This window comes from Aliikangiella litoralis, from assembly GCF_052495765.1.
Genome location: NZ_CP199292.1, coordinates 2,376,998 through 2,400,363, shown reverse-complemented (window position 1 = coordinate 2,400,363; position 23,366 = coordinate 2,376,998). Strand labels below are relative to the sequence as shown.

19 protein-coding genes are annotated in these 23,366 nt (G+C 37.7%); 8 read left to right on the top strand and 11 right to left on the bottom strand.

All coding sequences use genetic code 11. From position 1 onward, the window contains the following. Positions 1–4 precede the first annotated feature (4 nt). The 3 genes from lolA to lrp all read right to left on the bottom strand — a co-directional run bounded on the left by lolA (position 5) and on the right by lrp (position 3,542). Positions 5–661 carry an outer membrane lipoprotein chaperone LolA gene (gene lolA / locus ACT5E3_RS09920; RefSeq protein WP_444998149.1) on the bottom strand — a complete coding sequence of 219 codons (657 nt, stop codon included), beginning with the start codon at positions 659–661 and terminating at the stop codon, positions 5–7. 70 nt (positions 662–731) lie between these two features. Then, positions 732–3,035: a DNA translocase FtsK gene (locus ACT5E3_RS09915; protein ID WP_444998148.1), complete on the bottom strand. Its 2,304-nt coding sequence runs from the start codon at positions 3,033–3,035 to the stop codon at positions 732–734. Between the two features lie 33 nt (positions 3,036–3,068). Next, entirely contained in the window at positions 3,069–3,542 is a 474-nt protein-coding gene (lrp, locus tag ACT5E3_RS09910; protein WP_444998147.1) for a leucine-responsive transcriptional regulator Lrp, read from the bottom strand. Positions 3,543–3,719: 177 nt separating this feature from the next. On the opposite strand from lrp, the gene ald reads away from it, so the two are divergent. From ald to trxB, 3 genes are all read left to right on the top strand, one after another. After that, positions 3,720–4,838 (top strand): alanine dehydrogenase, encoded by a 1,119-nt coding sequence (gene ald / locus ACT5E3_RS09905; protein ID WP_444998146.1) that lies wholly within the window; start codon positions 3,720–3,722, stop codon positions 4,836–4,838. Between the two features lie 180 nt (positions 4,839–5,018). Continuing rightward, positions 5,019–5,555, top strand: a complete 537-nt coding sequence (locus tag ACT5E3_RS09900; protein WP_444998145.1) for a DUF2058 domain-containing protein — start codon at positions 5,019–5,021, stop codon at positions 5,553–5,555. Between the two features lie 145 nt (positions 5,556–5,700). Continuing rightward, positions 5,701–6,651, top strand: coding sequence for a thioredoxin-disulfide reductase (gene trxB / locus ACT5E3_RS09895; RefSeq protein WP_444998144.1), 951 nt, complete (start codon positions 5,701–5,703; stop codon positions 6,649–6,651). A 79-nt stretch (positions 6,652–6,730) separates the two neighbouring features. Here trxB and ACT5E3_RS09890 read toward each other — a convergent pair whose 3' ends face one another. Beyond that, positions 6,731–7,384, bottom strand: coding sequence for a flagellar brake protein (locus ACT5E3_RS09890; protein WP_444998143.1), 654 nt, complete (start codon positions 7,382–7,384; stop codon positions 6,731–6,733). 89 nt (positions 7,385–7,473) lie between these two features. Here ACT5E3_RS09890 and ACT5E3_RS09885 point away from each other — a divergent pair, with 89 nt between their 5' ends. After that, entirely contained in the window at positions 7,474–8,856 is a 1,383-nt protein-coding gene (locus ACT5E3_RS09885) for an SLC13 family permease (protein WP_444998142.1), read from the top strand. Positions 8,857–8,877: 21 nt separating this feature from the next. On the opposite strand, the gene ACT5E3_RS09880 is transcribed toward ACT5E3_RS09885, so the two are convergent. Further along, a complete protein-coding gene (locus ACT5E3_RS09880) occupies positions 8,878–9,624 on the bottom strand; it encodes an enoyl-CoA hydratase/isomerase family protein (protein ID WP_444998141.1) in 747 nt (248 codons plus the stop codon). A 15-nt stretch (positions 9,625–9,639) separates the two neighbouring features. Beyond that, positions 9,640–11,025 carry a M20/M25/M40 family metallo-hydrolase gene (locus ACT5E3_RS09875; RefSeq protein WP_444998140.1) on the bottom strand — a complete coding sequence of 462 codons (1,386 nt, stop codon included), beginning with the start codon at positions 11,023–11,025 and terminating at the stop codon, positions 9,640–9,642. Positions 11,026–11,290: 265 nt separating this feature from the next. Here ACT5E3_RS09875 and ACT5E3_RS09870 point away from each other — a divergent pair, with 265 nt between their 5' ends. Then, a complete protein-coding gene (locus tag ACT5E3_RS09870; RefSeq protein ID WP_444998139.1) occupies positions 11,291–11,770 on the top strand; it encodes a glutathione peroxidase in 480 nt (159 codons plus the stop codon). Positions 11,771–11,781: 11 nt separating this feature from the next. Further along, entirely contained in the window at positions 11,782–12,003 is a 222-nt protein-coding gene (locus ACT5E3_RS09865; RefSeq protein WP_444998138.1) for a SlyX family protein, read from the top strand. A gap of 78 nt (positions 12,004–12,081) precedes the next feature. Here ACT5E3_RS09865 and fabB read toward each other — a convergent pair whose 3' ends face one another. The 3 genes from fabB to cysS all read right to left on the bottom strand — a co-directional run bounded on the left by fabB (position 12,082) and on the right by cysS (position 15,499). Then, on the bottom strand, positions 12,082–13,296 hold the full coding sequence (gene fabB / locus ACT5E3_RS09860; RefSeq protein ID WP_444998137.1) for a beta-ketoacyl-ACP synthase I: 1,215 nt from the start codon (positions 13,294–13,296) through the stop codon (positions 12,082–12,084). A gap of 75 nt (positions 13,297–13,371) precedes the next feature. Then, on the bottom strand, positions 13,372–13,902 hold the full coding sequence (gene fabA / locus ACT5E3_RS09855; RefSeq protein WP_444998136.1) for a bifunctional 3-hydroxydecanoyl-ACP dehydratase/trans-2-decenoyl-ACP isomerase: 531 nt from the start codon (positions 13,900–13,902) through the stop codon (positions 13,372–13,374). 205 nt (positions 13,903–14,107) lie between these two features. Then, a complete protein-coding gene (gene cysS / locus ACT5E3_RS09850) occupies positions 14,108–15,499 on the bottom strand; it encodes a cysteine--tRNA ligase (RefSeq protein ID WP_444998135.1) in 1,392 nt (463 codons plus the stop codon). A 252-nt stretch (positions 15,500–15,751) separates the two neighbouring features. Between cysS and ACT5E3_RS09845 the strand changes: the two genes are divergently transcribed. Further along, positions 15,752–16,243, top strand: coding sequence for a peptidylprolyl isomerase (locus tag ACT5E3_RS09845; RefSeq protein WP_444998134.1), 492 nt, complete (start codon positions 15,752–15,754; stop codon positions 16,241–16,243). A gap of 3 nt (positions 16,244–16,246) precedes the next feature. Further along, positions 16,247–16,975: a UDP-2,3-diacylglucosamine diphosphatase gene (locus ACT5E3_RS09840; RefSeq protein WP_444998133.1), complete on the top strand. Its 729-nt coding sequence runs from the start codon at positions 16,247–16,249 to the stop codon at positions 16,973–16,975. Positions 16,976–17,035: 60 nt separating this feature from the next. Here the strand turns inward: ACT5E3_RS09840 and ACT5E3_RS09835 are convergent, their stop codons facing one another. Together ACT5E3_RS09835 and ACT5E3_RS09830 are read right to left on the bottom strand one after the other, a co-directional pair. Further along, positions 17,036–20,458 (bottom strand): UvrD-helicase domain-containing protein, encoded by a 3,423-nt coding sequence (locus ACT5E3_RS09835; RefSeq protein ID WP_444998132.1) that lies wholly within the window; start codon positions 20,456–20,458, stop codon positions 17,036–17,038. Beyond that, the gene (locus ACT5E3_RS09830) at positions 20,458–23,175 is read right to left on the bottom strand and encodes a PD-(D/E)XK nuclease family protein (RefSeq protein ID WP_444998131.1); all 2,718 of its coding nucleotides are present in this window, start codon (positions 23,173–23,175) and stop codon (positions 20,458–20,460) included. Before ACT5E3_RS09830 ends, ACT5E3_RS09835 begins: the two co-directional genes overlap by 1 nt. Between the last annotated feature and the right edge of the window lie 191 nt (positions 23,176–23,366).

The window sequence follows — 23,366 nt, the reverse complement described above, 5'->3', positions numbered from 1 at the left end:
AAAATTAGTTAGTTGCAGCTTTTACTTCTCTGGAGTCAACAACATCAACACCTTCAGGTACTTTAAAAATAAATAAGTCTAGAGTTAACTTAGGGTTAACTTTAGCATTGATAAACTTAACGCTTGTTTTTTGCCCAAGAGAATCGGTCATCAGTAATTCTGCAATTTTTTCAGCTTCAAACAAAATATGCACAGACTCAAAGACACCATCTTCCTGTTTTGGCTTTAGTTGAAAAAGCAAGTGATCGGGGTTATCTTCCACATTAATCAACGAAATATCAAAAGCATTAGCTAGCCTACTACTATCACTGGTTAACAATAATAATGGAGAGTCGGCTAGCATTTTACTTTGATATTGGATTGTGACTTGTTCTAAATCTTTATCGTAAGTCCAAAGATGCTTACCATCAGCAATAATTAGCTGTGAAAATTTTTGCTTAATTTCCCAGCGAAAATGATCGGGCTTTTCAATTGAAAAAGTCCCAGAACTAAAATCAATTTCTTTGCCGTTTTCATCATAAACACGCTGTTCAAAGTCTGACTGATAAGTTCTTAACTTAGCAAACTTTTCAGCTAATGCTGAGGCAGCATCCCCGCTTTCGAAAGCATTAATATTAACGCTGAAAACCACAATTAGGGCAACAAAAATACTTTTAAACATCAACTTTCCTCAACAAAATATATTAAGCAATAAAATATCTTAGCAATTAATACCTGAATCAAACATGAACTTACCTTGGAGGCGGAGGTGGCGCAATTACTTCTCTCGAGCCATTTGACTGCATTTCAGTCACAATACCTGCAGCTTCCATTTCTTCTATCATTCTCGCGGCCCTGTTATAGCCAATTTTTAAGCGCCTTTGTACACCTGAAATTGATGCTTTTCTAGTTTCCGTGACTATTTGTACAGCATGATCATAAAGCTCATCTTTTTCTCCACCACTATCAGACTCAGACGGAAAGCCTGGTACTTCAGTTTCTGCCGCACCGGATAATATAGAATCTTCGTAAACGGGCTCGCCTCGTTTTTTCCAATCACCGACAACCCGATGAACTTCATCGTCGTCAACAAAAGCCCCATGAACTCGAACAGGAATACTCGTACCACCGGGCAAATACAACATATCTCCTTGGCCTAATAATTGTTCAGCTCCCATCTGATCAAGAATGGTTCGAGAGTCAATTTTTGATGACACTTGAAATGCAATTCTGGAAGGAATATTCGCTTTGATTAGTCCAGTAATAACATCTACCGAAGGTCTTTGAGTAGCGAGTAATAAATGTATCCCTGCTGCTCTTGCCTTTTGCGCAATTCTCGCGATCAACTCTTCAACTTTTTTACCGACTATCATCATCATATCGGCAAGTTCATCAATAACCACCACAATTTTCGGCAACATTTCTAAATCTGGTGCCTCCTCTTCCATTGACTCTTCAGATTTCCACAAAGGATCTTTAATTGGCTCTCCTTGCTTGATAGCATCACTGATTTTACGATTAAATCCGGCTAAATTTCTAACGCCCAATGCAGACATTAATTTGTAACGCCGCTCCATTTCAGCAACCGCCCAGCGTAAAGAATTTGCTGCTTCTTTCATATCAGTAACAACAGGCGTTAATAAATGCGGGATCCCTTCATAAACAGATAACTCCAACATTTTAGGATCAATCATAATCATACGAACTTCACTAGGAGAAGATTTGTATAAAATACTCACTATCATCGCATTCAAACCAACGGACTTACCCGAACCAGTCGTTCCCGCAACTAACAAATGTGGCATTTTCATCAAGTCGATAACGATAGGAGCCCCAGAAATATCTTTACCTAGTGCCATAGTAAGTGTCGACTTTGAGTCATCGAATGCTCGACTAGCAATCACTTCTTTGAGTCTGACAATCTCGCGGTTTTCATTGGGTACCTCAATACCAATATAGGGTTTACCAGGAATAACCTCCACCACCCTAACACTGGTTGTCGCCATAGAACGAGCTAAATCTTTCGCTAAATTACTAATTCTTGCTACTTTAACGCCCGCAGCAAGTGATAATTCAAAACGAGTAATTACTGGGCCTGGATGAACAGCAACTACCTGAGCCTCTATTTTAAAATCAGCTAATTTAAGCTCAACCAGACGAGACATTGCCTCTAAAGCTTCATCGGAAATTCTATGCTTATGTTCTTTGGGTTCATCCAGCAAACGTACTGGCGGTAATTCTCCTTCAACAGGCAAATCATCAAATAAACTGGTTTGCTTTTCTTTTTGTGTCCGAAGACTCGGTTCAATTCGTGTGACTTCTTTCGCTATTTTGACCGGTTCACGTTTATCGATTTTGATTTTCTCTTGCTTAAAAACCACTTCACGCTGTTGCTTTATTTCTCTCTGTTCTTTCCTGTCTTTCATTCTATCCATAAAATCAATAGATTTTTGGGATAACCAAGAAAAACCACCCAAAGTCTGTTTTCCCACCCAATCCATTAGCTGAAACCATGAAATCCCAGTGAATAGAGTCATTGAAGCAAAAAATGCAGCAAGCATTAGTAAGGTAGCCCCTACAGGATTGAACCAACTGACAAGTAAATCAGCTAATAACTTACCTAATATACCACCTGAATAGTAAGCATTTACCATATCAGGCTCTGCAAAATGCTGTGAAGATATGGCTGCTCCTAGTAATAATGTGAAGAATAAGCCAAATAGGCGGAACGACCAAAATGCCAGACTATTTGGTAAAACACTTTTTCTCTCCCGAAATAGTAAATAGCCCGAATAAACAATCATAAATGGAAATAAAAATGCTAAATATCCAAACAAATGTAGAAACAGGCTGGAAAACCAAGCCCCAGCTCTGCCGCTAGCATTCTGAATTTCACTTGCATCTCTGGCCATCGTAAAACCAGGATCTTGCGGCGAAAAGCTCCAAAGGGATATGAATAAAAATAGGGCTAAGGCTATCAAAAAGATAAAGCCTCCCTCTTTTAACCTTACTAATATAATGCTCGAAGCTTCTTGCGTTTCTAATTTGCTATTCATTAATAAAAATAAAACCTTACCAATACAACAATATTACTTTGCCGAAATTTGAATAATACTACTTTCTTTTACTTCTTCCATTACCACATAGGTACGAGAACCACTTACTCCAGGCAAAGTTAACAAAGTTTCTCCTAATAAATTACGATATGCCATCATGTCTGCCACCCGAGCTTTAATCAAGTAATCAAAGTCCCCGGAAACCAGGTGGCACTCTAACACCTGAGGTAAATCAATAACAGACTTTTTAAAGTCATCAAACACATCTGGCGAAGTACGCGTGAGTCTAATTTCCACAAAAACCAATAGTGCAGCATTGAGCTTTTCTGGTGCAACTAGGGCAGTATACCCTTTTATATACCCTTTTTTCTCGAGCCGCTTCACTCTTTCTAAGCAAGGCGTGGCGCTTAAGCCAACACGTCGTGATAATTCTACATTAGCGATACGCCCATCACTTTGCAGCTCTTTTAGTATTGACTTATCAATTCGGTCAAGCTCCGAATACATACCGACACCTAAAGTTATTTAATCTAAAAAAACCATTATTTTTAGTTAATTCTACTTCAAAATAGCAAATATAAGCAAGTTATCCTGTTAAAGTACCGCTATACTAGCAAAATATTTTATTCAAACACTCGGCAAATGTTGATTTGCTGTTTTGTGATTTATTGTGGAGATGTTGAGATGTTAATAGGTGTACCTAAAGAGATAAAAAATCATGAATACCGCGTTGGGATGCTGCCAGCAAGTGCCCGTGAGCTTATCAGTCATGGTCATCAAGTTATTGTAGAAACTAACGCAGGTTCAGGTATTGGCTTTAGTGATGATGACTATCGCGCCATAGGCGCAGAAATAAGAGATACTGCAGATGCTATTTTTGCAGAGGCCGAAATGATTGTTAAAGTTAAAGAGCCTCTAGCAGAGGAGCGAGCCAAACTACGTGAAAACCAAATTCTATTTACCTATCTTCATTTGGCTCCCGATCTACCACAAACTCAAGATCTCATTAAAAGTAAAGCCATCTGCATTGCCTACGAAACGGTTACCAGTAACCAAGGCAGCCTTCCATTGCTTGCTCCCATGTCAGAAGTAGCTGGTCGTATGTCTATTCAAGCAGGCGCACAATGTCTAGAAAAGTCCAAATCAGGCCGGGGCATGCTGCTTGGAGGAGTACCGGGCGTATCTCCAGCTAAAGTGGTTATTATAGGCGGTGGAGTTGTTGGTTCTAACGCAGCTCAAATGGCTATCGGCTTAGGGGCTAATGTTGTTATTTTAGATCGTTCAATTGATGTGCTACGCCGTTTAGATGCACAGTTTGGTGCTCAACTCGAAACCGTATTCTCAAGTAAAGATGCTCTCGAAGAACATGTGCTTTCTGCTGACTTAGTTATTGGCGGCGTATTAATTCCAGGGGCAGCAGCACCGAAACTGGTTACCGCAGAAATGATAAAACGCATGAAGCCTGGCTCTGCTGTTGTTGACGTTGCAATAGACCAAGGCGGATGTTTCGAAACCTCCAAAGCAACAACTCATGCAGAACCTACTTATATTGTTGACGATGTTGTACATTACTGCGTAGCTAACATGCCAGGCGCTGTACCACGAACTTCAACCTTTGCGTTAAATAATGCCACTTTACCTTTTATTATCAGTATTGCTAATAAAGGCTACAAAGCAGCCTTAGAAAGTGATAAGCACTTACTGAATGGTTTAAACGTCCACAAAGGTGTTGTGACCTGTCATAGTGTTGCAGATAACTTAGGTTTTGATTATGTTGCACCGGAAGATGCAATCAAAGATTAAAATCAAGTATTTTTAATAACCTAATAAAAAACCGCTTTTGAAAGCGGTTTTTTACTTTTTAAGCTTTTACTTACCAAAGAAATATTGAAATTTAACAAACTTTTCCCCATATTAGCCAAGTTAATATCAGCAAGTATAATTTAACAATCAACTAACTCGTATGCAAAAGGTTATAAAACAATGTCTTCGCTACAAGAACAACTACTAAAAGCCGGCTTAACCACTAAAGACAAAGCCAATAAAGTCAAAAGTGAAAAGCGCAAAAAGGCTAAAATCAGCCGAAAGCATAAACTTGATGTCGAAGATGAAAATCGAGCTGCAGCAGAAAAACTGCTCGCAGAGAAAGCAGAAAAAGATCGGCAACTCAATCAGCAACGCAATGCCGAATTAGCGCAAAAAGAGTTAGTCGCTCAAGTTAAGCAAATTATCGAAACCAATCAGCAAGACTACGGTAAGCCCGTTATTCAATATCGCTTTTCAGATAACGGTGTTATTAAGCAAATCGAAGTCTCTAATGAAGTTCACCGCCACCTGAGTAACGGACTATTAGGTATCGCTAGCCTCCAGAATGACTATTTTTTACTGCCGAAGCCTGTTGTTGAAAAAATACAACAAAGAGCGCCTGAATTTATTATTACTCTAAATGAGAAAAATGATGAGTTTGACGAGGAAGATCCTTACGCGGACTATCAGATACCAGATGACTTAATGTGGTAAATGATGACCCTATAGCATTATATAAATTCACAATAAAGCAATTATATAAATTGTATTGTGCCAAAGAGCAAACCCTCTTAGAATTCGCTCTTTAGTATTTATCACTGATTTTTAAAACCTATTAATATTGTATTCGGAGTACTCAATGTCTCAATCGCGTCACTGTAAACTGTTAATTCTTGGCTCTGGTCCTGCTGGATATTCAGCAGCCGTCTATGGCGCGAGGGCAAACCTTGAACCTGTTATTATTACAGGCATGGAAAAAGGTGGGCAACTCACCACTACCACAGATGTTGATAACTGGCCAGGGGATAATGACGGTGTGCAAGGCCCAGAATTAATGGAGCGAATGGAAAAACATGCACTACGTTTTGGAACAGAAATCATATTTGATCATATTCATACTACCGACTTAAGCAAACGTCCTTTTACTTTAACTGGTGATCAAGGAACTTATACTGCAGATGCGCTGGTAATTGCAACAGGAGCTTCAGCCATGTATTTAGGTTTAGAATCGGAAGAAGCTTTTAAAGGTAAAGGCGTTTCAGCTTGCGCTACTTGTGATGGTTTCTTTTATCGCAATAAAAAAGTTGCAGTTATTGGTGGCGGTAATACAGCAGTTGAAGAAGCTTTATACCTATCCAATATCGCTTCTGAAGTTCACTTAATACATCGTAGAGATAGTTTAAGAAGTGAAAAAATACTTCAAAAACACCTTTTTGAAAAAGCAGAAAATGGTAATGTTGTCATTCATTGGAACAATACTCTTGAAGAAGTGCTAGGTGACAAAATGGGAGTAACTGGCATTAAGATAAAAAGCACACAAGATGAATCTACACAACAAATTGATTTAGAAGGTGTTTTTATTGCCATCGGACACAAACCAAATACCGATATTTTTGCTGATCAATTAGAAATGGAAAATGGTTATATAAAAGTTAAAAGTGGTTTAGCGGGCAATGCCACAGCGACTTCAATTGAAGGTGTTTATGCCGCTGGTGATGTAGCTGATCAAGTTTATAAGCAAGCCGTCACTTCTGCGGCGGCTGGATGTATGGCAGCATTAGATGCCGAAAAATTTTTAGATGCTCAATAAACTCTAAACTAAGCCTGATGCTTTCCACAAAGCTTCAGGTTTAGAAGCTCAGGCCCGTTTATGCAAAACCGAAAAAAAATCAAATCATGTGTAAACTTCTTAATAATTCCTGATACACAAATGCCCTTAGCGAAACCATGTCTTCTTTATCGATCTCTTCAATATTAACTCCGTAAGTATACTCATCGTTTTCAGGATCTTCTTTTACATAAGTTGCAATACAGTCCATAGTGATCAAACGCTCTATATCTTCAATCATAATTTTCATCGTTACATTTAAGATATTATCTTTTAATGCAATTTTCATATTGGTTTCAATACGACCGCCAGAGCAACTCATATTCAATAATCGTCCTGTCAGTGCAGGTGAATGATGGGTTTTGTTGATCACCGTTACAGGAATATCCGTTGAAACTCTCACCTCTTTACGCACTTCAACCGTTTGAATTTCTTTAGGTATTTCTAAGTGAATATAAGGATAAGGTTGTCCTCTGGTAACCATTACTCGAGAGGTAAAACCAGATGCCACATTTTTAGCAACAAACCTTAAGGTCACTAGTTGCCCTTCTCTGATAAAAATCATTTTATCAGGGCCAGAGCGCGGAGCAGAAACAATAACGCTTCCCTTTGGATTAATACCAAAAAATTTAACGGGATATCTCTGATCGATATTATCGCCTATTTGCAATTGAAGTGCATCGCCTACGGCCAGCCCCAATTCTTCTACTCTCATAGATGAGAACCTAAATTCCTGTTTTAAAATAAGACAGTTTAAGTGTAGACTTAAATTATATAAAAAATACAAATCTTATTATTATTTAAATGGACCACTTCAAATCAACAACACTTTGGCTAGCGCCAGTATTAGCTATTGCTATCGGCATATTAATGCACCTAATGAATATGCAATCTCCTGTTATCATTGTCGCTTCTGTGACAACACTTTGTGCAATATGGTGGATATTTGAACCTATTCCAATTCCGGTAACATCACTTATTCCTTTAGCCGTCTTTCCAATGACTAATGTGCTAACCGCCTCTCAAGTTGCTCAAGCTTACGGTCATAAGTTGATTCTACTACTACTCGGCGGATTTATACTATCTCAATCGATGTCATACTCAGGTGCACATCGCCGAATTGCTTTACATATGATCCACCTTTTTGGAGGCGCCTCTCCCAAACGTCTTGTAATGGGATTTATGGCAGCTTCAGCAGTTTTAAGCATGTGGATTTCTAATACCGCAACCACTTTAATGCTATTACCCGTAGCATTAGCGACTTTAGAAAATGTAAAAGATAAGCAGCTGACTTCAATTTTACTATTAGGTATTGCTTATGCAGCTAGTGTTGGTGGTATAGGAACACCGATCGGCACCCCACCTAACGCATTATTTTTATCAACTTACCAAGAAACTACAGGTGAATCATTAGGCTTTTTATCTTGGATGAAATGGTCAATACCACTCGTTATTCTATTTATTCCTATTATGATGTTATGGCTAACAAGAAATATTAACTCACAAGAAAAAATAGAAATTCCTAATGTTGGGCAATGGACCAGTATTGAAAAAAGAGTACTAGCTGTTTTTGCTGTTACTGCGATTCTTTGGATTACCCGTCAAGAACCTTTTGGTGGCTGGAGAGAATTAACAGGGTTAACGGTGGCTAACGATGCCAGCGTTGCCTTACTTGCTTGCATTACCATGTTTATTATTCCTGATGGAAAATCAGAAAAGCCAGGTCGACTATTAGATTGGAAAACCGCGAGTCAGATTCCTTGGGGAGTCTTACTATTATTTGCTGGCGGAATTTGTATCGCTAAAGCTTTTGGCGCTAGTGGGTTAAGCGAAATAATTGGCAACCAGCTAACCAATGTAGCAACTCTTCCTATTATTCTATTAATGCTATGCATTACTTTATCTGTTACTTTTCTGACTGAAATGACGAGTAATACCGCAACAACCGCTTTGCTTATGCCTATTTTAGCCTCAGCCGCATTGAGTGCCAAAATAGACCCTGCTTTAATTATGCTGCCAGCAGCAATGAGTGCGAGCTGTGCATTTATGTTGCCTGTTGCAACAGCACCTAACGCAGTTATTTACGGAAGCGAAAAGGTGCCAATCCAACAAATGATCAAGAGTGGCTTTGCGCTTAATTTAATCGGAGCAATCTTAATCACTTTAGTTTGCTATTTCTCAGTTTAAGAGGTTTACTTCTCAGTTGCTTTATCGATTTAAAAATGCGTTAAAAGCAGCTTTTGCTTCTGTGGAGCTTAGTCGCTGAGCAAAAATCTCAGCTTCTCGCTTAATGAGTTCAATCACGGAAGCAACTTGTTCTCCTTTGATTAATTTTTTACTTTCAATTAACACCTCAAGCGAATTTTTTGACATTTTTTGGGCAGTACTCATTGCACCCAACCAAGTCGATTCAGCACTCTGAAAAACCTGGTTCACCAATCCAGATGAGCAGGCTTCATCAGCTAAAAAAGTTCGTCCTGTTAGCAACCAATCATTGGCTTTTGCCGTGCCGCAGCGTTGCGCTAATAATTGGCTAGAACCCCCTTCAGGCGTTAAACCTAACTTAATAAAAGGTAGTGAAAACTTGGCATCTTGAGCAGCAAATACCAAATCACAATGTAATAGCATTGTTGTCCCTATTCCGACGGCAGCACCATTAACAGCAGCAATAACTGGTTTTGTCATTTTAGCCAGAGAGATTAAAAATTGAACAACATTACTTTCAAAATTAAACGCTGTCTGTAGAAAGTCAGCTAAGTCGTTACCTGCAGAAAAATGAGCTCCACTACTGCGGATCAAAAGTACTTTAACTTTTTCATCAGCCTCTGCTTTTCTTATTCCTTCAACCAAATCACCATACATCTGATCCGTTAACGCATTCATTTTTTCTGGTCGGTTAATCTGCAACTCAAACACTGAGCCATCTAAACGACTTAAAATTTGTTGTTCACTCATTCAATTAGTCCTTTATTACCGACTGATTTTTTGTTCGCTGTTAGCCGCAACATAAGCAAAAACCACATACGCAGCAACATTTTGTGCAAGACTTTCTGGATCAACTTTATCTAGCGTATCATCAGCCGTATGGTGCAAATCAAAATAATCTGTACCGTCCTGGCGTAAACTAAATACCGACATCCCCAATTGATACATTGGGATCAAGTCGGGACCGGGTCCAGATTGATTGTCGATATACTCAATTCCTAAAGGTTTCATCAACTTAGCCATTTTTTTAACGACTGGTAAATTATTTTCTGCAACATTTGAAGCAAAAGCATAGATTTTTCCGGCGCCAAAATCAGATTCAGCTCCGGTAACATGATTGGCTAAATCCTCTTTATGTTTCTTAGCATAAGCTTTTGCACCCACTAAACCTTGCTCTTCATTCGCCCACAATACCACCCGTATTGTTCTTTTAGGTCGATACTGGCTTTTACCAATCAACTTAGCCGCAGCCATAGTAATTGCAACACCCGCTCCATCATCAACAGCGCCTGTACCTAAATCCCAAGAATCCAGGTGGCCACCAATCACAACTTTTTCATTCGGCCAAACACTTCCTGTCATTTCAGCGATAACATTTTGCGATGTATATTCAGGGCCATCATGAGAATTAAGCTGTAGCTTCATTTTGACTGTTTTTTTGCGTTCAAAAATTCTAACAAGTAAATCTGCATCTGGATTAGATATAGCCGCTGCTGGAATTTTAGTAACGCCCTTTTTGTAATGCATCATGCCAGTATGCGGTAGTCGATGAGAATCGGTTCCAATTGAACGAATAACAACAGCAACAGCACCTTTTAATGCAGCCTGAACTGCACCATTTCCACGAGCCTTTACAGCTGGTCCATATCCTTTACCACTTCTAAAACGCTGCATTTTTCGACTGATGAAAACAATTTTTCCTTGAGCAGAGTTTTGCGGTGATGCGATTAAATCTTCCAGAGTTCTAAAGTGAACCACTTCAGCTTCAAGCCCTTGCTTTGATGTAGGAATACTAAAACCTAATGCCGTTACTTTCAAAGAGTGTTGGTAAGGTGCAGTAACCTCAGCGCTTTCAGCTTTACGAACCCATGTTTTAAAAGTGACAGGCTCAGTCCACACTTTATCAAAACCTAATTTTTTAAATTTATCAACCGCCCACTTAACGGCTAATGCATCTTGAGGGGTTCCAGCCATGCGATGGCCAACTTCTGTGGTTAAAGATTCTAAAATATCATAGGCTAACTCGCTCTTTAGCGCCTCATCTCTAATGGATGCAACAACTTTTAGTTCGTCCACCTTGCTGTCAGCATTAACAATCAAAGAGACTCCAACAGATATTAATATTCCCAAAAGGATCGATATTTTCTTCATTCAAATTGACCTATGATTTTTAGTGTTCTACAACATTCAAACAAATCGCACTATACACTGATTTGCCAGAATGTGTTATTAACATATCACTCTGTTTTTTGATATTTTGAAACAGAAGATTACACCGCCCTATGCTCTCAAGCAAATCACATTTTTACTGTTAACCGAAACTTTACCAAGCAGGCAGGTATAAGAAGAAAACTCCCCTAAAGGCTAAATATGGTGGTAAAATTGCTATGAACTCAGCAAACAGAGATCCTTATCAATGACTAATATTTATCAATTTAGCGTGAAAGATATTGATAGTAACCCAATATCAATGAAAACATTTGAAGGAAAAACTCTACTTATTGTCAATACAGCCAGTGAGTGTGGTTTCACTCCTCAATTAAAAGGTTTAGAGCAACTATACCAGCAATACAAAAATAAAGGCTTTGTGGTGCTGGGGTTTCCTTGTAACCAATTTGGTAAGCAGGAACCTGGCTCTGAAAAAGAAATTGCTCAATTTTGCGAGCTAAATTACCAAGTTACATTTCCTCTGTTTAGCAAAGTCGATGTTAATGGAAAGAGTTCTTCACCGCTATTTGAATATTTAAAATCTGAAGCAAAGGGGATACTTGGCACTGAGAGTATTAAATGGAATTTCACTAAGTTTTTAGTTAATAAAGAAGGCAGTGTTGTAGAGCGCTTTGCCTCAAAAGATAAACCGGAAAGCATTGAAAAATCAATTACAGCCATTCTTTAAAGGTAAAAATAATGGGTAGTACTAATCAATTACAAGAAAGAATTGACGATTTAGAAATGAAAGTAACCTTTCAAGAAGAGCTGATAGAACAACTCAATCAATCAATTATTCAGCAACAGGAAGACATTCGATTACTCACTCGATTAATTGAAAAAACCAATGCAAAACTACAAGATATACAGCAACCCAATGTAATTGATGCCCAAATGGAAACTCCGCCTCCTCACTATTAAGCCCCCAAAACATTAAAAATAAAAAGGAAAATAAAAAAGCGCCAAAGGCGCTTTTTTTAAAGCTTAAAATAGGCGATATTAATCAGTATATTTTTCAAAAACTAAACTCGCGTTCGTACCACCGAACCCAAAACTATTTGATAACACACGATTCAACTTAGCCGATTCAGTTTTTTGTACTATAGGAAGCCCTTCAGCTTGAGGATCAAGTTTTTCTATATTAATAGAGCCAGCAATAAAATCATGCTCCATCATTAATAAACTATAAATAGCTTCATGTACACCCGTAGCACCAAGTGAATGCCCAGCAAGAGACTTAGTCGAACCTATTTTTGGCGTATTCTCCCCAAAAATATCTCGTATTGCAACTAACTCAGCGGTGTCACCAACAGGCGTACTTGTACCATGAGTATTGACGTAATCTACTCCACCTTCAACATTTTCTAGCGCCTGCTGCATGCAACGTACAGCCCCCTCTCCTGAAGGAGCTACCATATCATACCCATCAGAAGTCGCCCCATAACCAACTAGCTCAGCATAAATTTTTGCACCACGAGCTTTAGCGTGCTCTAACTCTTCAAGTACTAAAGTGCCGCCACCAGACGAAATAACAAAGCCGTCACGAGTTTCATCGTAAGGGCGAGAAGCCTTTTCTGGAGTATCATTATACTTAGATGATAACGCTCCCATTGCATCGAACAATAATGTTAGTCGCCAATCTTCTTCTTCTCCACCACCAGCAAACATAATATCTTGTTTACCTAACTGTATTTGCTCAAATGCATTACCAATACAGTGAGCGCTAGTAGCGCAGGCTGAAGAAATTGTATAGTTAACTCCTTTAATTTTATAAGGTGTTGCTAAACAAGCAGAAGTTGTACTAGACATGGTTTTAGGTACAGCATAAGGCCCTACACGTTTAACCCCTCTTTCCAAACAAATATTGACAGATTCAACCTGATTTTTTTGCGAACCACCGCCAGACCCCATAATAATACCTGTTTTAGGATTTGAGACTAAATCATCCGTCAACCCTGCATCAGCGATAGCTTGAGTCATCGATATATAAGCATATGCAGAAGCATCTCCCATAAAACGTAGAACTTTACGATCAATAAAATCTTTTACTGTAATGTCAGGTTTACCTGCTACTTGGCTACGCAGACCAACTTCTTTATATTTTTCCATAAAACGAATGCCAGAACGTCCTTCTTTTAGCGATTCAATTACTTCTGTTACATCATTGCCTAGACAAGACACAATTCCCATGCCTGTAACTACAACTCGTCTCATTATGCTACCTCATTCGATAATAAACTTATCATCAACGACTTTTTAAATTAATAATTTTTTACTGTGACAGCTTTATCAAAAGTCGTCTGTGGACTCAAATAATCCAACTCTCAAATTTTTTGCGGTATAAATTTCTCTACCATCTACCAACATTTTTGCGTCAGCAATAACGAGCGATAGCCCTTTCTTTAAGACCCTCTTAACATCAACGATATAGGTCACTAACTTTGCTGTAGGTAAAACCTGACCAACAAACTTGACCTCACCAGCACCAAGCGCTCTACCTTTACCAGGATGACCAAGCCAAGAAAGAAAAAAGCCACTCATTTGCCACAATGCATCAACTCCTAAGCATCCAGGCATAACAGGATCTGACTCGAAGTGGCATTCGAAAAACCACAAGTCAGGATTAATATCCAACTCAGCAACAATTTGTCCTTTACCATATTCACCACCATCATCAGAAATAGAAGTAATACGATCCATCATAAGCATATTAGGTAACGGCAAACGAGCAATTGGTCGCCCTTCTGTTGCAGTACCAATCAACTCACCTTTACCACAAGCAATTAGTTCTTCTCTTGAAAAAGACTCTGTACGACTCATAAAAATAATTAACCTTTCATTAACAGCTCGGTAAACGATAATTGTAGGAGTAAATTGAGCTAGTATTTTCTCTACATAACAGCTTAGCAGAGTTCTCCTGTCCAAAAACGCGGTATTATCCCTTGTTTAACTGAGGTATCTGGTATGACCTTAGCGCACACTTGTTAGCTGAGATACCATTTGAAATAATAAAATCAGATAAAAACTAAACTATACGCCAACCAGTTTTACCATCTTTGTCCTCTAGCACGACACCCAAATCTTGCAACTGATCTCTGATTTCATCGGCTTTACCCCAGTTCTTATCGGCTCTGGCCTGGTTTCTTTCAACAATAAGTTGCTCAATATAATCTGTATCTAGTTCCTTATCACCTGAAACAGACTTCAAAAAAGCATCGGGAGATTGTTGTAAAATGCCAAGTATGTCTCCGAGATGAATAAGTATTGACGCTAGTTCAACCGCAGCATTAACATCATCTGACTTTAATCTATTAATTTCTTTTGCAATTTCAAATAAAACAGCAACGGCTTCAGGGGTATTAAAATCATCATCCATTGCACATTGAAACTTTTGAACATATTCATTATCAGCATCAACTTGGGGCAAAACAGATAGATCAACATCACGCAAAGCTAAATAAAGTCGTTCTAAAGCAGCATCTGCTGACTTCAAGTTTTCTTCACTATAATTCAACTGGCTACGATATTGACTTGATACCATAAAGAAACGAACCGATTCAGCTCTATAGACTTGCAATACATCACGAATAGTAAAAAAGTTATTCAAAGATTTGGACATTTTTTCACGATCAACCTGAACCATCCCTGTATGAATCCAAGTATTAGCAAAGCAACAACCGTTAGCAGCTTCAGATTGAGCGATCTCATTTTCATGATGAGGAAACTGTAAATCTGATCCTCCACCATGAATATCAAAATGTTCTCCTAAGCATTTTTTAGACATTGCAGAACATTCTATATGCCAACCAGGTCGCCCCTCACCCCAAGGAGATTGCCAGCTAGGTTCGCCTGGTTTAGCGACTTTCCAAAGAACAAAATCCATTGAGTTTTTCTTATCTCCGGCCACACCAACCCTTTCACCGGCTTGCAAAGCCTCTAAGTTTTGCTTGCTTAATTTTCCATAATCTGAAAATTTAGGTACATGATAATATACGTCACCATTAGCTCCTTGATAAGCATAACCTTTATCAATAAGTGTTTGAATAATTTCGATTATTTCAGGTATCGACTCTGTCGCCTTAGGTTCTAAATCAGGTTTTTTCATTCCTAATGCCGCAAAATCTTCATGCATTATTTTTTCAAATCGAGCAGTTAAGTCACTTATCGATTCTTTATTTTGATTCGCTCGAGCAATAATTTTGTCATCAATATCTGTAATATTACGGATAAATGTAAGGTCATAACCTGAAAAACGTAAGTATCTAGCAATCACATCAAAAGCCACAAAAGTGCGTGCATGGCCTATATGACTATAATCATAAATGGTGATCCCACAGACATACATCTTTACCTTTCCAGGTGAAAGAGGCTTAAATTCGTCCTTATTTTGAGAAATGCTATTGTAAATTCTTAGCATTGGTCATGAAACTCCGTAATTTAAAAGCAACTAAATGATGGCGGTGATTATAGAATGCTTAAGCTCGCAACGCACGTAAATTAACGATTTTTAGGCCGTAACCTTTAAAGCCTCCTTGCAATGATTAGTAAAAAGCCGTTATTTGTTCACAAAATGATAAGTCCAAAGAGCAGAAAACAAATTACCCTTTAACAATTCTCATTTAACAGTGATTACGGTAAGATCAATTTTTTAGCTTTTGGCGAGATACCCATGATTATATTTCATACCAATTTAGGTGATATCAAAATTCAACTCGATGCAGAAAAAGCACCGGATACTGTCAGTAACTTTATGAAGTATGTAGAAAGTGGTCACTATGTAGGCACTATTTTTCATCGAGTGATCGAAAACTTTATGATCCAAGGTGGTGGATTCGATAAAGACATGAATCAAAAACCAGTAAACACACCTATTCAATGTGAGTCTCAAAACGGCTTATCTAATAAAACAGGAAGCATTGCTATGGCAAGAACAATGGATCCTCACTCAGCAACCGCTCAATTTTTTATCAATGTAAAAGATAATAACTTTCTCGACTTCACAGCTGAAACAGCACAAGGCTGGGGATATACCGTATTTGGAGAAGTCGTAGAAGGTATGACCGTTGTCAACCAAATCAAATCCGTAGAAACAGGCTTTGCTAATGGCATGCAAGATGTTCCTGTTGAACCGATTGAAATAATCAAAGTAACAGTAGAATAAGCAATGACGGTTATTACCCACTTCATTTCAGATTTGCATTTGTGCGAAACTCAACCGCATTTGTTAAGGTTGTTCGAACATTATATGCATAATATTGCCCCAAAAAGTCAGCAACTCTATGTACTTGGTGATTTATTTGAAGTTTGGGTGGGTGATGATCATAGCTCCGCTTTTAACCAACAGGTTATCAATTTATTTAAGCATTACACTCAACATTCAGGTCAGCTTTACGTTGCACATGGGAACAGAGACTTTCTACTTGGAGAACAATTCGCCAAGCAAACTGGTAGCACATTAATTGAAGAACCTTATCATCTGGAACTAGGTTTCCATAAAACATGTGTGATGCATGGTGATGTTCTATGTACCGATGACATTCAATACCAGCAATTTAGAAAGATGGTGCGTAATCCAACCTGGCAACAAGAATTACTCGCTCAATCAGTAGAAAAGCGCCTTGCTTTTGCCTCAGGCGTAAGAGAAAAAAGTAAAAGTGAGCAATCAGAAAAAAGTGAATCTATAATGGACGTCAACCCAAAAGCCGTAGAAAACTTTTTTTTAGAAAATCACTGTGAATGGCTCATTCATGGACATACCCATCGTGAAGCTCAGCACCAGATAATGATTAACGATCAAACTCACCATCGCATAGTATTAAGCGATTGGGGGAAACAAGGTCATTATTTAGAATTTAACAATAACCTTTTATCGAGTATTTACTTTAAGCTTTAGCTGGCTTATACCAGCTACTGTTGCTATCGCTTACTCTTAATATCAATAATATTTTATATTTTAATTTTCTAGAATTATTTCAAAATGAGACAAAAGCGGAAAATATAAACCAGCAATAATTTTTCTTTCTTCTAGTTGGACAAACATTTTAAAGTAATCTGTCAATTGCAATAAATAAGTATTTTTTTCTCGCTCTATAAATTCAGCCAAAGATTCGTTGGCTTCCGGTTGAGAAGACTTATAATCAATAATCCAACGAACATCGTCTTTGATAAAAGTTCGATCGACAATTCGAGTTAAAAAACTTCCTGAGTCAATCTTTTTGTGTAAAACCAACTCAGACTTAGCATTTTCATTTTTGCTCAATAGCATCTGTCCAAATTTATCGTTTAATGTATTTTTAACGCCTTGTAAGACTTTTTTAGTAGCATCATCTAAGTCAGACACCGTTTTAAAATGCATCTGATTTTGTAACTGAGCATTGGTAATTAACGGCCAATTTTCAGGTAATATAAACGAAGAGCTATAACGTTCACTAATCCACTGTAATTGGCGATGCAAAACCGTACCAATTGCAGTTGCTTGTTCAGAAATAATAGTCGAGCTTTGTTCCTTTTCTTCAACCTGCTCTAATAATAACTCTTGATATTTTTCTTGAGGAATTTCTGCAACTCGACTTAAGTTCACCTGTTTAACATAACGAGAATCATACAAAGGCTTTTCTAATAGCTCTACTGAAGATTGGTAGCCATCTTTTTTAATTTCATTAATGTTTGAAAAGTTTGCCTTTACACCATCCCAAAGCATGCCTAAAAAACTAGTGGCCGTTGGTTTCTTAAAATCATCACTTTTTGTATCACTTTTAATATTACCCAATAAATATAACTTTTGCTTTGCTCTTGTTGCTGCAACATAAAGTACTCGTTGATCTTCAAACTTAGATTTTTCAGCATCTAAATAGCTAATATATTGGTAGACGCCATCGGCCGATTGCCCTGTTTGTTTGGAAATCGCTAACAAATGATGTGGAACGCCCTGCTTATCTAAAAACTCAGTCCATTTAAGCAGTGCCGTTTCACCAACACGAGTACCAGCATCTAAACGAGGTAAAATAACCGTATCAAACTCTAACCCTTTAGACTTATGTATGGTCATGACTTGTACTTGATTATCTGCATTAGGATTAGGCGCAGCAAATAATTGCTCTATCGACTCAAGAACTAACTCTCTATCATTCAACTCACCGCTTTCTTGTAATTCCGATAATTTATCTAAACAAACATTCAGATCATCTTTATCTGAATCAAAATCCAATTGTGCTAAACCACCAACAGCAACGAAGCAACCATATAACCACTTTCTAAAAGGCTTACGACCTTTATAATTTAAACTATGCGTTAAGATAGGTAATATTTTTTCACAACGTTTGGCAGACGGTAGCGAAATAATAGATAACGAAGTAGTTATTCTTTCTATCATAGGCAACTTAGGATCACTTGTTACCATAATTTGCCGAATATCATCTAAATCCAAACCAAACCAGGGCGAACGCATGCAAGAAACCCAGCTCAACTCATCGTATTGATCACACAGAGCAAACGCTAAGGAAGTTAAATCACGGACAACCATTTTTTGAGACAAACGGTCTATTTCTACAGCTTGAAATTCAATATTATATTGATTTAACAATTGAATGATTTCTGCTAAATTAGCTCGGCTACGAGCTAAAACAGCCAGCGTTTTTTTCTGTTTTAATTGATTATTATTAAATAAATGCTGTTGTATAATTTCAATAATTTTTTGAGCTTGTAAAAAGTGATCGGTCGCATCAACAGTTAATTGACAATCAACTAAATCATCTGGCAGAGCTTGGTTAAATGCAACAGAGTGAGCATAGCTTACCGCAGAAAAAGTTAAGTCATCTTTATCAGGCATAATATTAGAAAACTGATTATTTACCCAATTAACAATCGTACTACTTGAGCGGAAGTTCACTTGTAGCTGGCGAAACAAAGGTTTAATATGCCCCAAGCCCTGCTCTCTAATTTGCATAAAAAGACCAACATTTGCATCTCTAAATCGATAAATTGATTGCATGGGATCACCCACTAAAAATAATGTTCTTAGTGCTGACTGATCCCAGCCTGCAGTCAATAGTTTAATTAACTCAATTTGTGGTGTAGATGTATCTTGAAACTCATCAATTAAAATATGTTCTATTTTATAATCTAATGCCAGCGCTAAATCAGTTGGCATATCAGGGTGACCTAAAGCATCTAATGATGCAAGTGCCAACTCAGAAAAATCAATGACATTATACTGGCTAAAAATCAGTTTAAGATGTGCAACCGCAATCGGCAGCAAACTAACCGCGGCCTTTAAAGTCTGCTTGCTTAGCTCATAATCTTTTTCATCTGGCAGCAGCTTTACTTGTAACAATAGTTCAGCTAAACCACCAATATTAGCTATTTCTTTGCTGACTTCAACGACCATTTTTTTATTTTTTTTAAAGGCTATTTTTTGTTGTTCATCTATTGCATCTTTTTCTACAGGAAACCCATTTGCTACATTAAACCGAGTTAAAAACTCAGGCTTTTTCCCCGACTTAAGAAATAGTTCCGCAACAGCCTTCCATATTCCTAATTTCGAATAATCAGGACAACTAATTGCTTCAACATAATCCAATGACTTAATATAATGCTTGTTCGATTTTTCATTTGCAGCTAAAACGGTTGCGGCTTGATTTAATAAGTCAGGCAGCTCACAAACAATATCATTAGGTATTAAACGATAAAGTTCTTCTAATTTTTCTTGTGCGACTTCCTGCAAGGAATTTACCAGTTGAGACTCATCAAACTCATGTGTGTGCTGACCAATAGTTGCCATCCATTGAAGCCGTTTGGCCAGCATTTGTGATAACAAATTGCTAACCATCGATAAATTATTATCTTTATGCGCTAACAAACAAAGTATCGCTTCAGATATTTCATTGTCATCACCAATCATTGACATTAACTCATCGGCAGCCATTTGGTAATAGGTGTGAGCATTTTCAATTAAGTTAGGTAGTGCACCCGTTTGTGAAAGTAATGGCAATGAAGCACTCAAACTAGAAGATAAACTATCAATTGTCATTAAGTTTAACCGAGCAGCGTTATCCACTAAATGCCAACCTTTTTCATGATCACGTTGCAAAACTTTTTTGGCTAACTGCCATCGCATTTTTTCATGTGGTGCTATAGGTTCTGGGCCTTGGCCAATTAATAATGCAGCCATTACCCGATTTTGCATTTCTGCAGCAGCTTTACGTGTAAAAGTAATTGCTAAAATATTTTCAGGCTTTTCAACCACGGCTAATAAAGCAAGTATTCGTTGAGTTAATAACTCAGTTTTACCAGATCCCGCAGGCGCTTGAACAATAAATGACTGCTCGGGATTAAGCAGTTCCTCTCTAACGGCTTGATCAATTACATTTTGACTCATTAACTCTGCTCCTTATCTTGATACAAAGTTTGTGAGTTCATTTTTTCATCAATCATTAAATCTTCTGGTTGAGCTTCATTAATACGGCAAAAATCAGAAAAATCACAATAATGACAAGAGTCAACTCTGCTTTTAGGTGACACAGGCATTTCTCCTTCAGCAATTTTTTTTGCCATTGCTTCTAAGTTTTTTTGCCACTGCTTAATCAATGGTTGCTCTGCTTCAATAAGCGATGCATCAGATAAAAGACTTTTAGTTTTATCTTTCTTACTATGAGCATCAATTTCCATAAAATGAAACTCATCATTATTATCAAACCAAACACCTGCTTGAGAAACCTCTCCTGTTTTTAGTTTTGCATAAGATAAACTTTTCACTGATTCAGGTTGACATGCTAATACATAAGCTGGCATTTGTGCTTCTTCTGGTCTTTGACCTAACCATTTTTTTACATGACAACTGCCTGTTTTATAATCTATAATTTCGAGCATTCCTGATGGCTCTGTATCTATTCGATCAACTCTAAATTTAAAGGTAAGAGGCCCAAGTGATAGTTTCTTTTCAACTTCAGTTTGCACATTAAAAGGCGCTTTCGACTTTTCAATTTCAAGCCATTCATTAATCAGATCAAATAACCGATTAAATTCAAGCTCGATCACTAGCTTAGGTGCTACGGCATAAAGTTGATTTTCTAATTGGTTCTGAGTAGTCGTTAAAACTTGCTTTATTAGTTCTTCAATTTCAACTTGCGTTAGCTCTAGCAGCTTTTCTTGTCCTTTTAGATTAAGCCATAGTAATTCCATAGCAGCGTGTAACCAAGCACCTTTAATTTTGGCATCAATTCCTTTTTGAATTTTCTGTGGTGGATTTAAATTGAAATGAAAGTTACTCATTGCTTTAAAGGGGCATGAAGCATATTGACTAAGTAAATATGCACCACCAGAAACATCTCCAACAGAAATACTGACATGCTCATCTTTACGCCAGACATAATCAGGATTTACTTTTAAACCAGTCTCTTCATCCTGAATATTTTTATCTACGCTAAGTGATATATTTTCAAAAAAGGGAGAACATGATTGACTTCCATCTTCCCTTCTTGTTTGAGTTACCCACAAATAACTGGCACTATTCATTAAAGAATCAGAAAGATCTTTTGCATAAAAATATTCTCGCTCGGCAGAGCTCCCAGGCATATCATGCTTCTGCTGAAATGCAATTGGCAAAAAGGGATTAAACTTTGCTTTTTGAGGCCACGAATTTCTCTCAAAACCAACTAAAAACAGTTGGTCAAACTCAAGCCCTGTCGCTTCTAGTACCCCCAAAATATGTACATTAGTTCTATCACTTGGCAACTGAAAAGACTTTTGTCTTAATGTTTGCTTCAAAAATTCTTTAGCTTCTGAGCCTGTACTTTTAGAGTAAATTAATGAGAGTTGTATCGATTCATTAAGCGCTGTATAAAACTCACTCAGTTGCTTTTGTTCACTATTATCCAAATCTCTATTATTTAACCACCCCCAAGTTTTCAAACATTCTTTCCATAAATCCACCCAAGCCGTCATGGGGCGTGGCTTTGTACCTCTTTGCTGAATTTCGGTAATTCTTTTATTGAGTAAACTCAAATACTCACGCTCAGAATCATTTGCGATAGCCTTCTGCAAACGCTCTAAAGTATAATTTTTATAAGCCAGTAAACTTTGAGTATGCAAAAAGCGTTTAATGCTATGGACATTCTCCCCCCAGTCGATAAACGGAGAGTTTTTCAATAGAAGTAACGTCTGCAAATCAAAACCACTTGTCTTTAAGCTTAATATTTTTACAGCAACATATACCATTGGCATATCAATTAAAGATTGACCAGCAGAAACATTGTATTTCACCTTCTCTAAAGGCTGCCAGGGAGAAAACTCTTCAGGTTGAAACCTTTCACTAAAAACTTGATGGACGATTTCAAGGTAATTTGACAGTTGATGCACAACAATACCTATCGAGCATTCTGGCTGTTCTTTTGAAAATATCAGCGACAGCTCTGCCGCATATTCTAGCTCATGTTTTAAATCACTTAACGCTATACGTTTTGTACTTTGTACCTCGCGTGTTGGGTAATATTGAATAACCTCACACCCTTGCTGTTCACACTGATTAAACCAAAGTTTCTCAATAGGCGTTAGCTGATTAAAGCCGACTAATAATAGTTTTGGTGGTATATGTTCAACAAGGTACTTGCTATGCTGAAGCAATGAGTTGAGTAACGAAAATGATGGTATTAAATTGGCTTCTTTAAGAAAATCTTCTAGTGCTTTTGTCCAACCTAAGAAATAGCGATTTTCGATCGTTTCTAGCGTCCCCAAATCACTAAGTTGTAATCCCCACTGATTTAGTATTCGGTATGCTTCAAGTACTTTTTCGGCAACCCCTAATGAATTGGTTAACTGCCACTTTTCATCGGCAATAATTTGGGCCTTTAGCCAAGTTTTTAGTTCTAAGTTGCCAATACGGCCTGGAGAAGGTTTAATAAAAGATAATTCGCTCCATAAAAATTCTTGCCATTGGGAAAAGGACATCACATTAGGAGAATAAACCACCTCGCCTTCAGCCAGCTGCTCGACAAAACCAGCAATAATTGCTTTTTGTGTTCGAGAATTAGGCGTAAGAATAAGTGTCTTGCTATTAAGCTGCTTTGCAATATTCGCAAAATCTATCGTAATCGGCATACATCCAATTATTATACAGGTGAGAAAGTAATAACTATTTTGTGGGAGTAATAGACAGGTTGCAAGCGCCTTTTTATCAGAAGTATTCTCGGAATTAAAAAAGGCAGCAATTACGCTGCCTTTTTTAAATTTCCTCGATCTATCCCAGAACAATCCATTACCACTTCCATTTGGCTCCAGCAAGCTTCCGA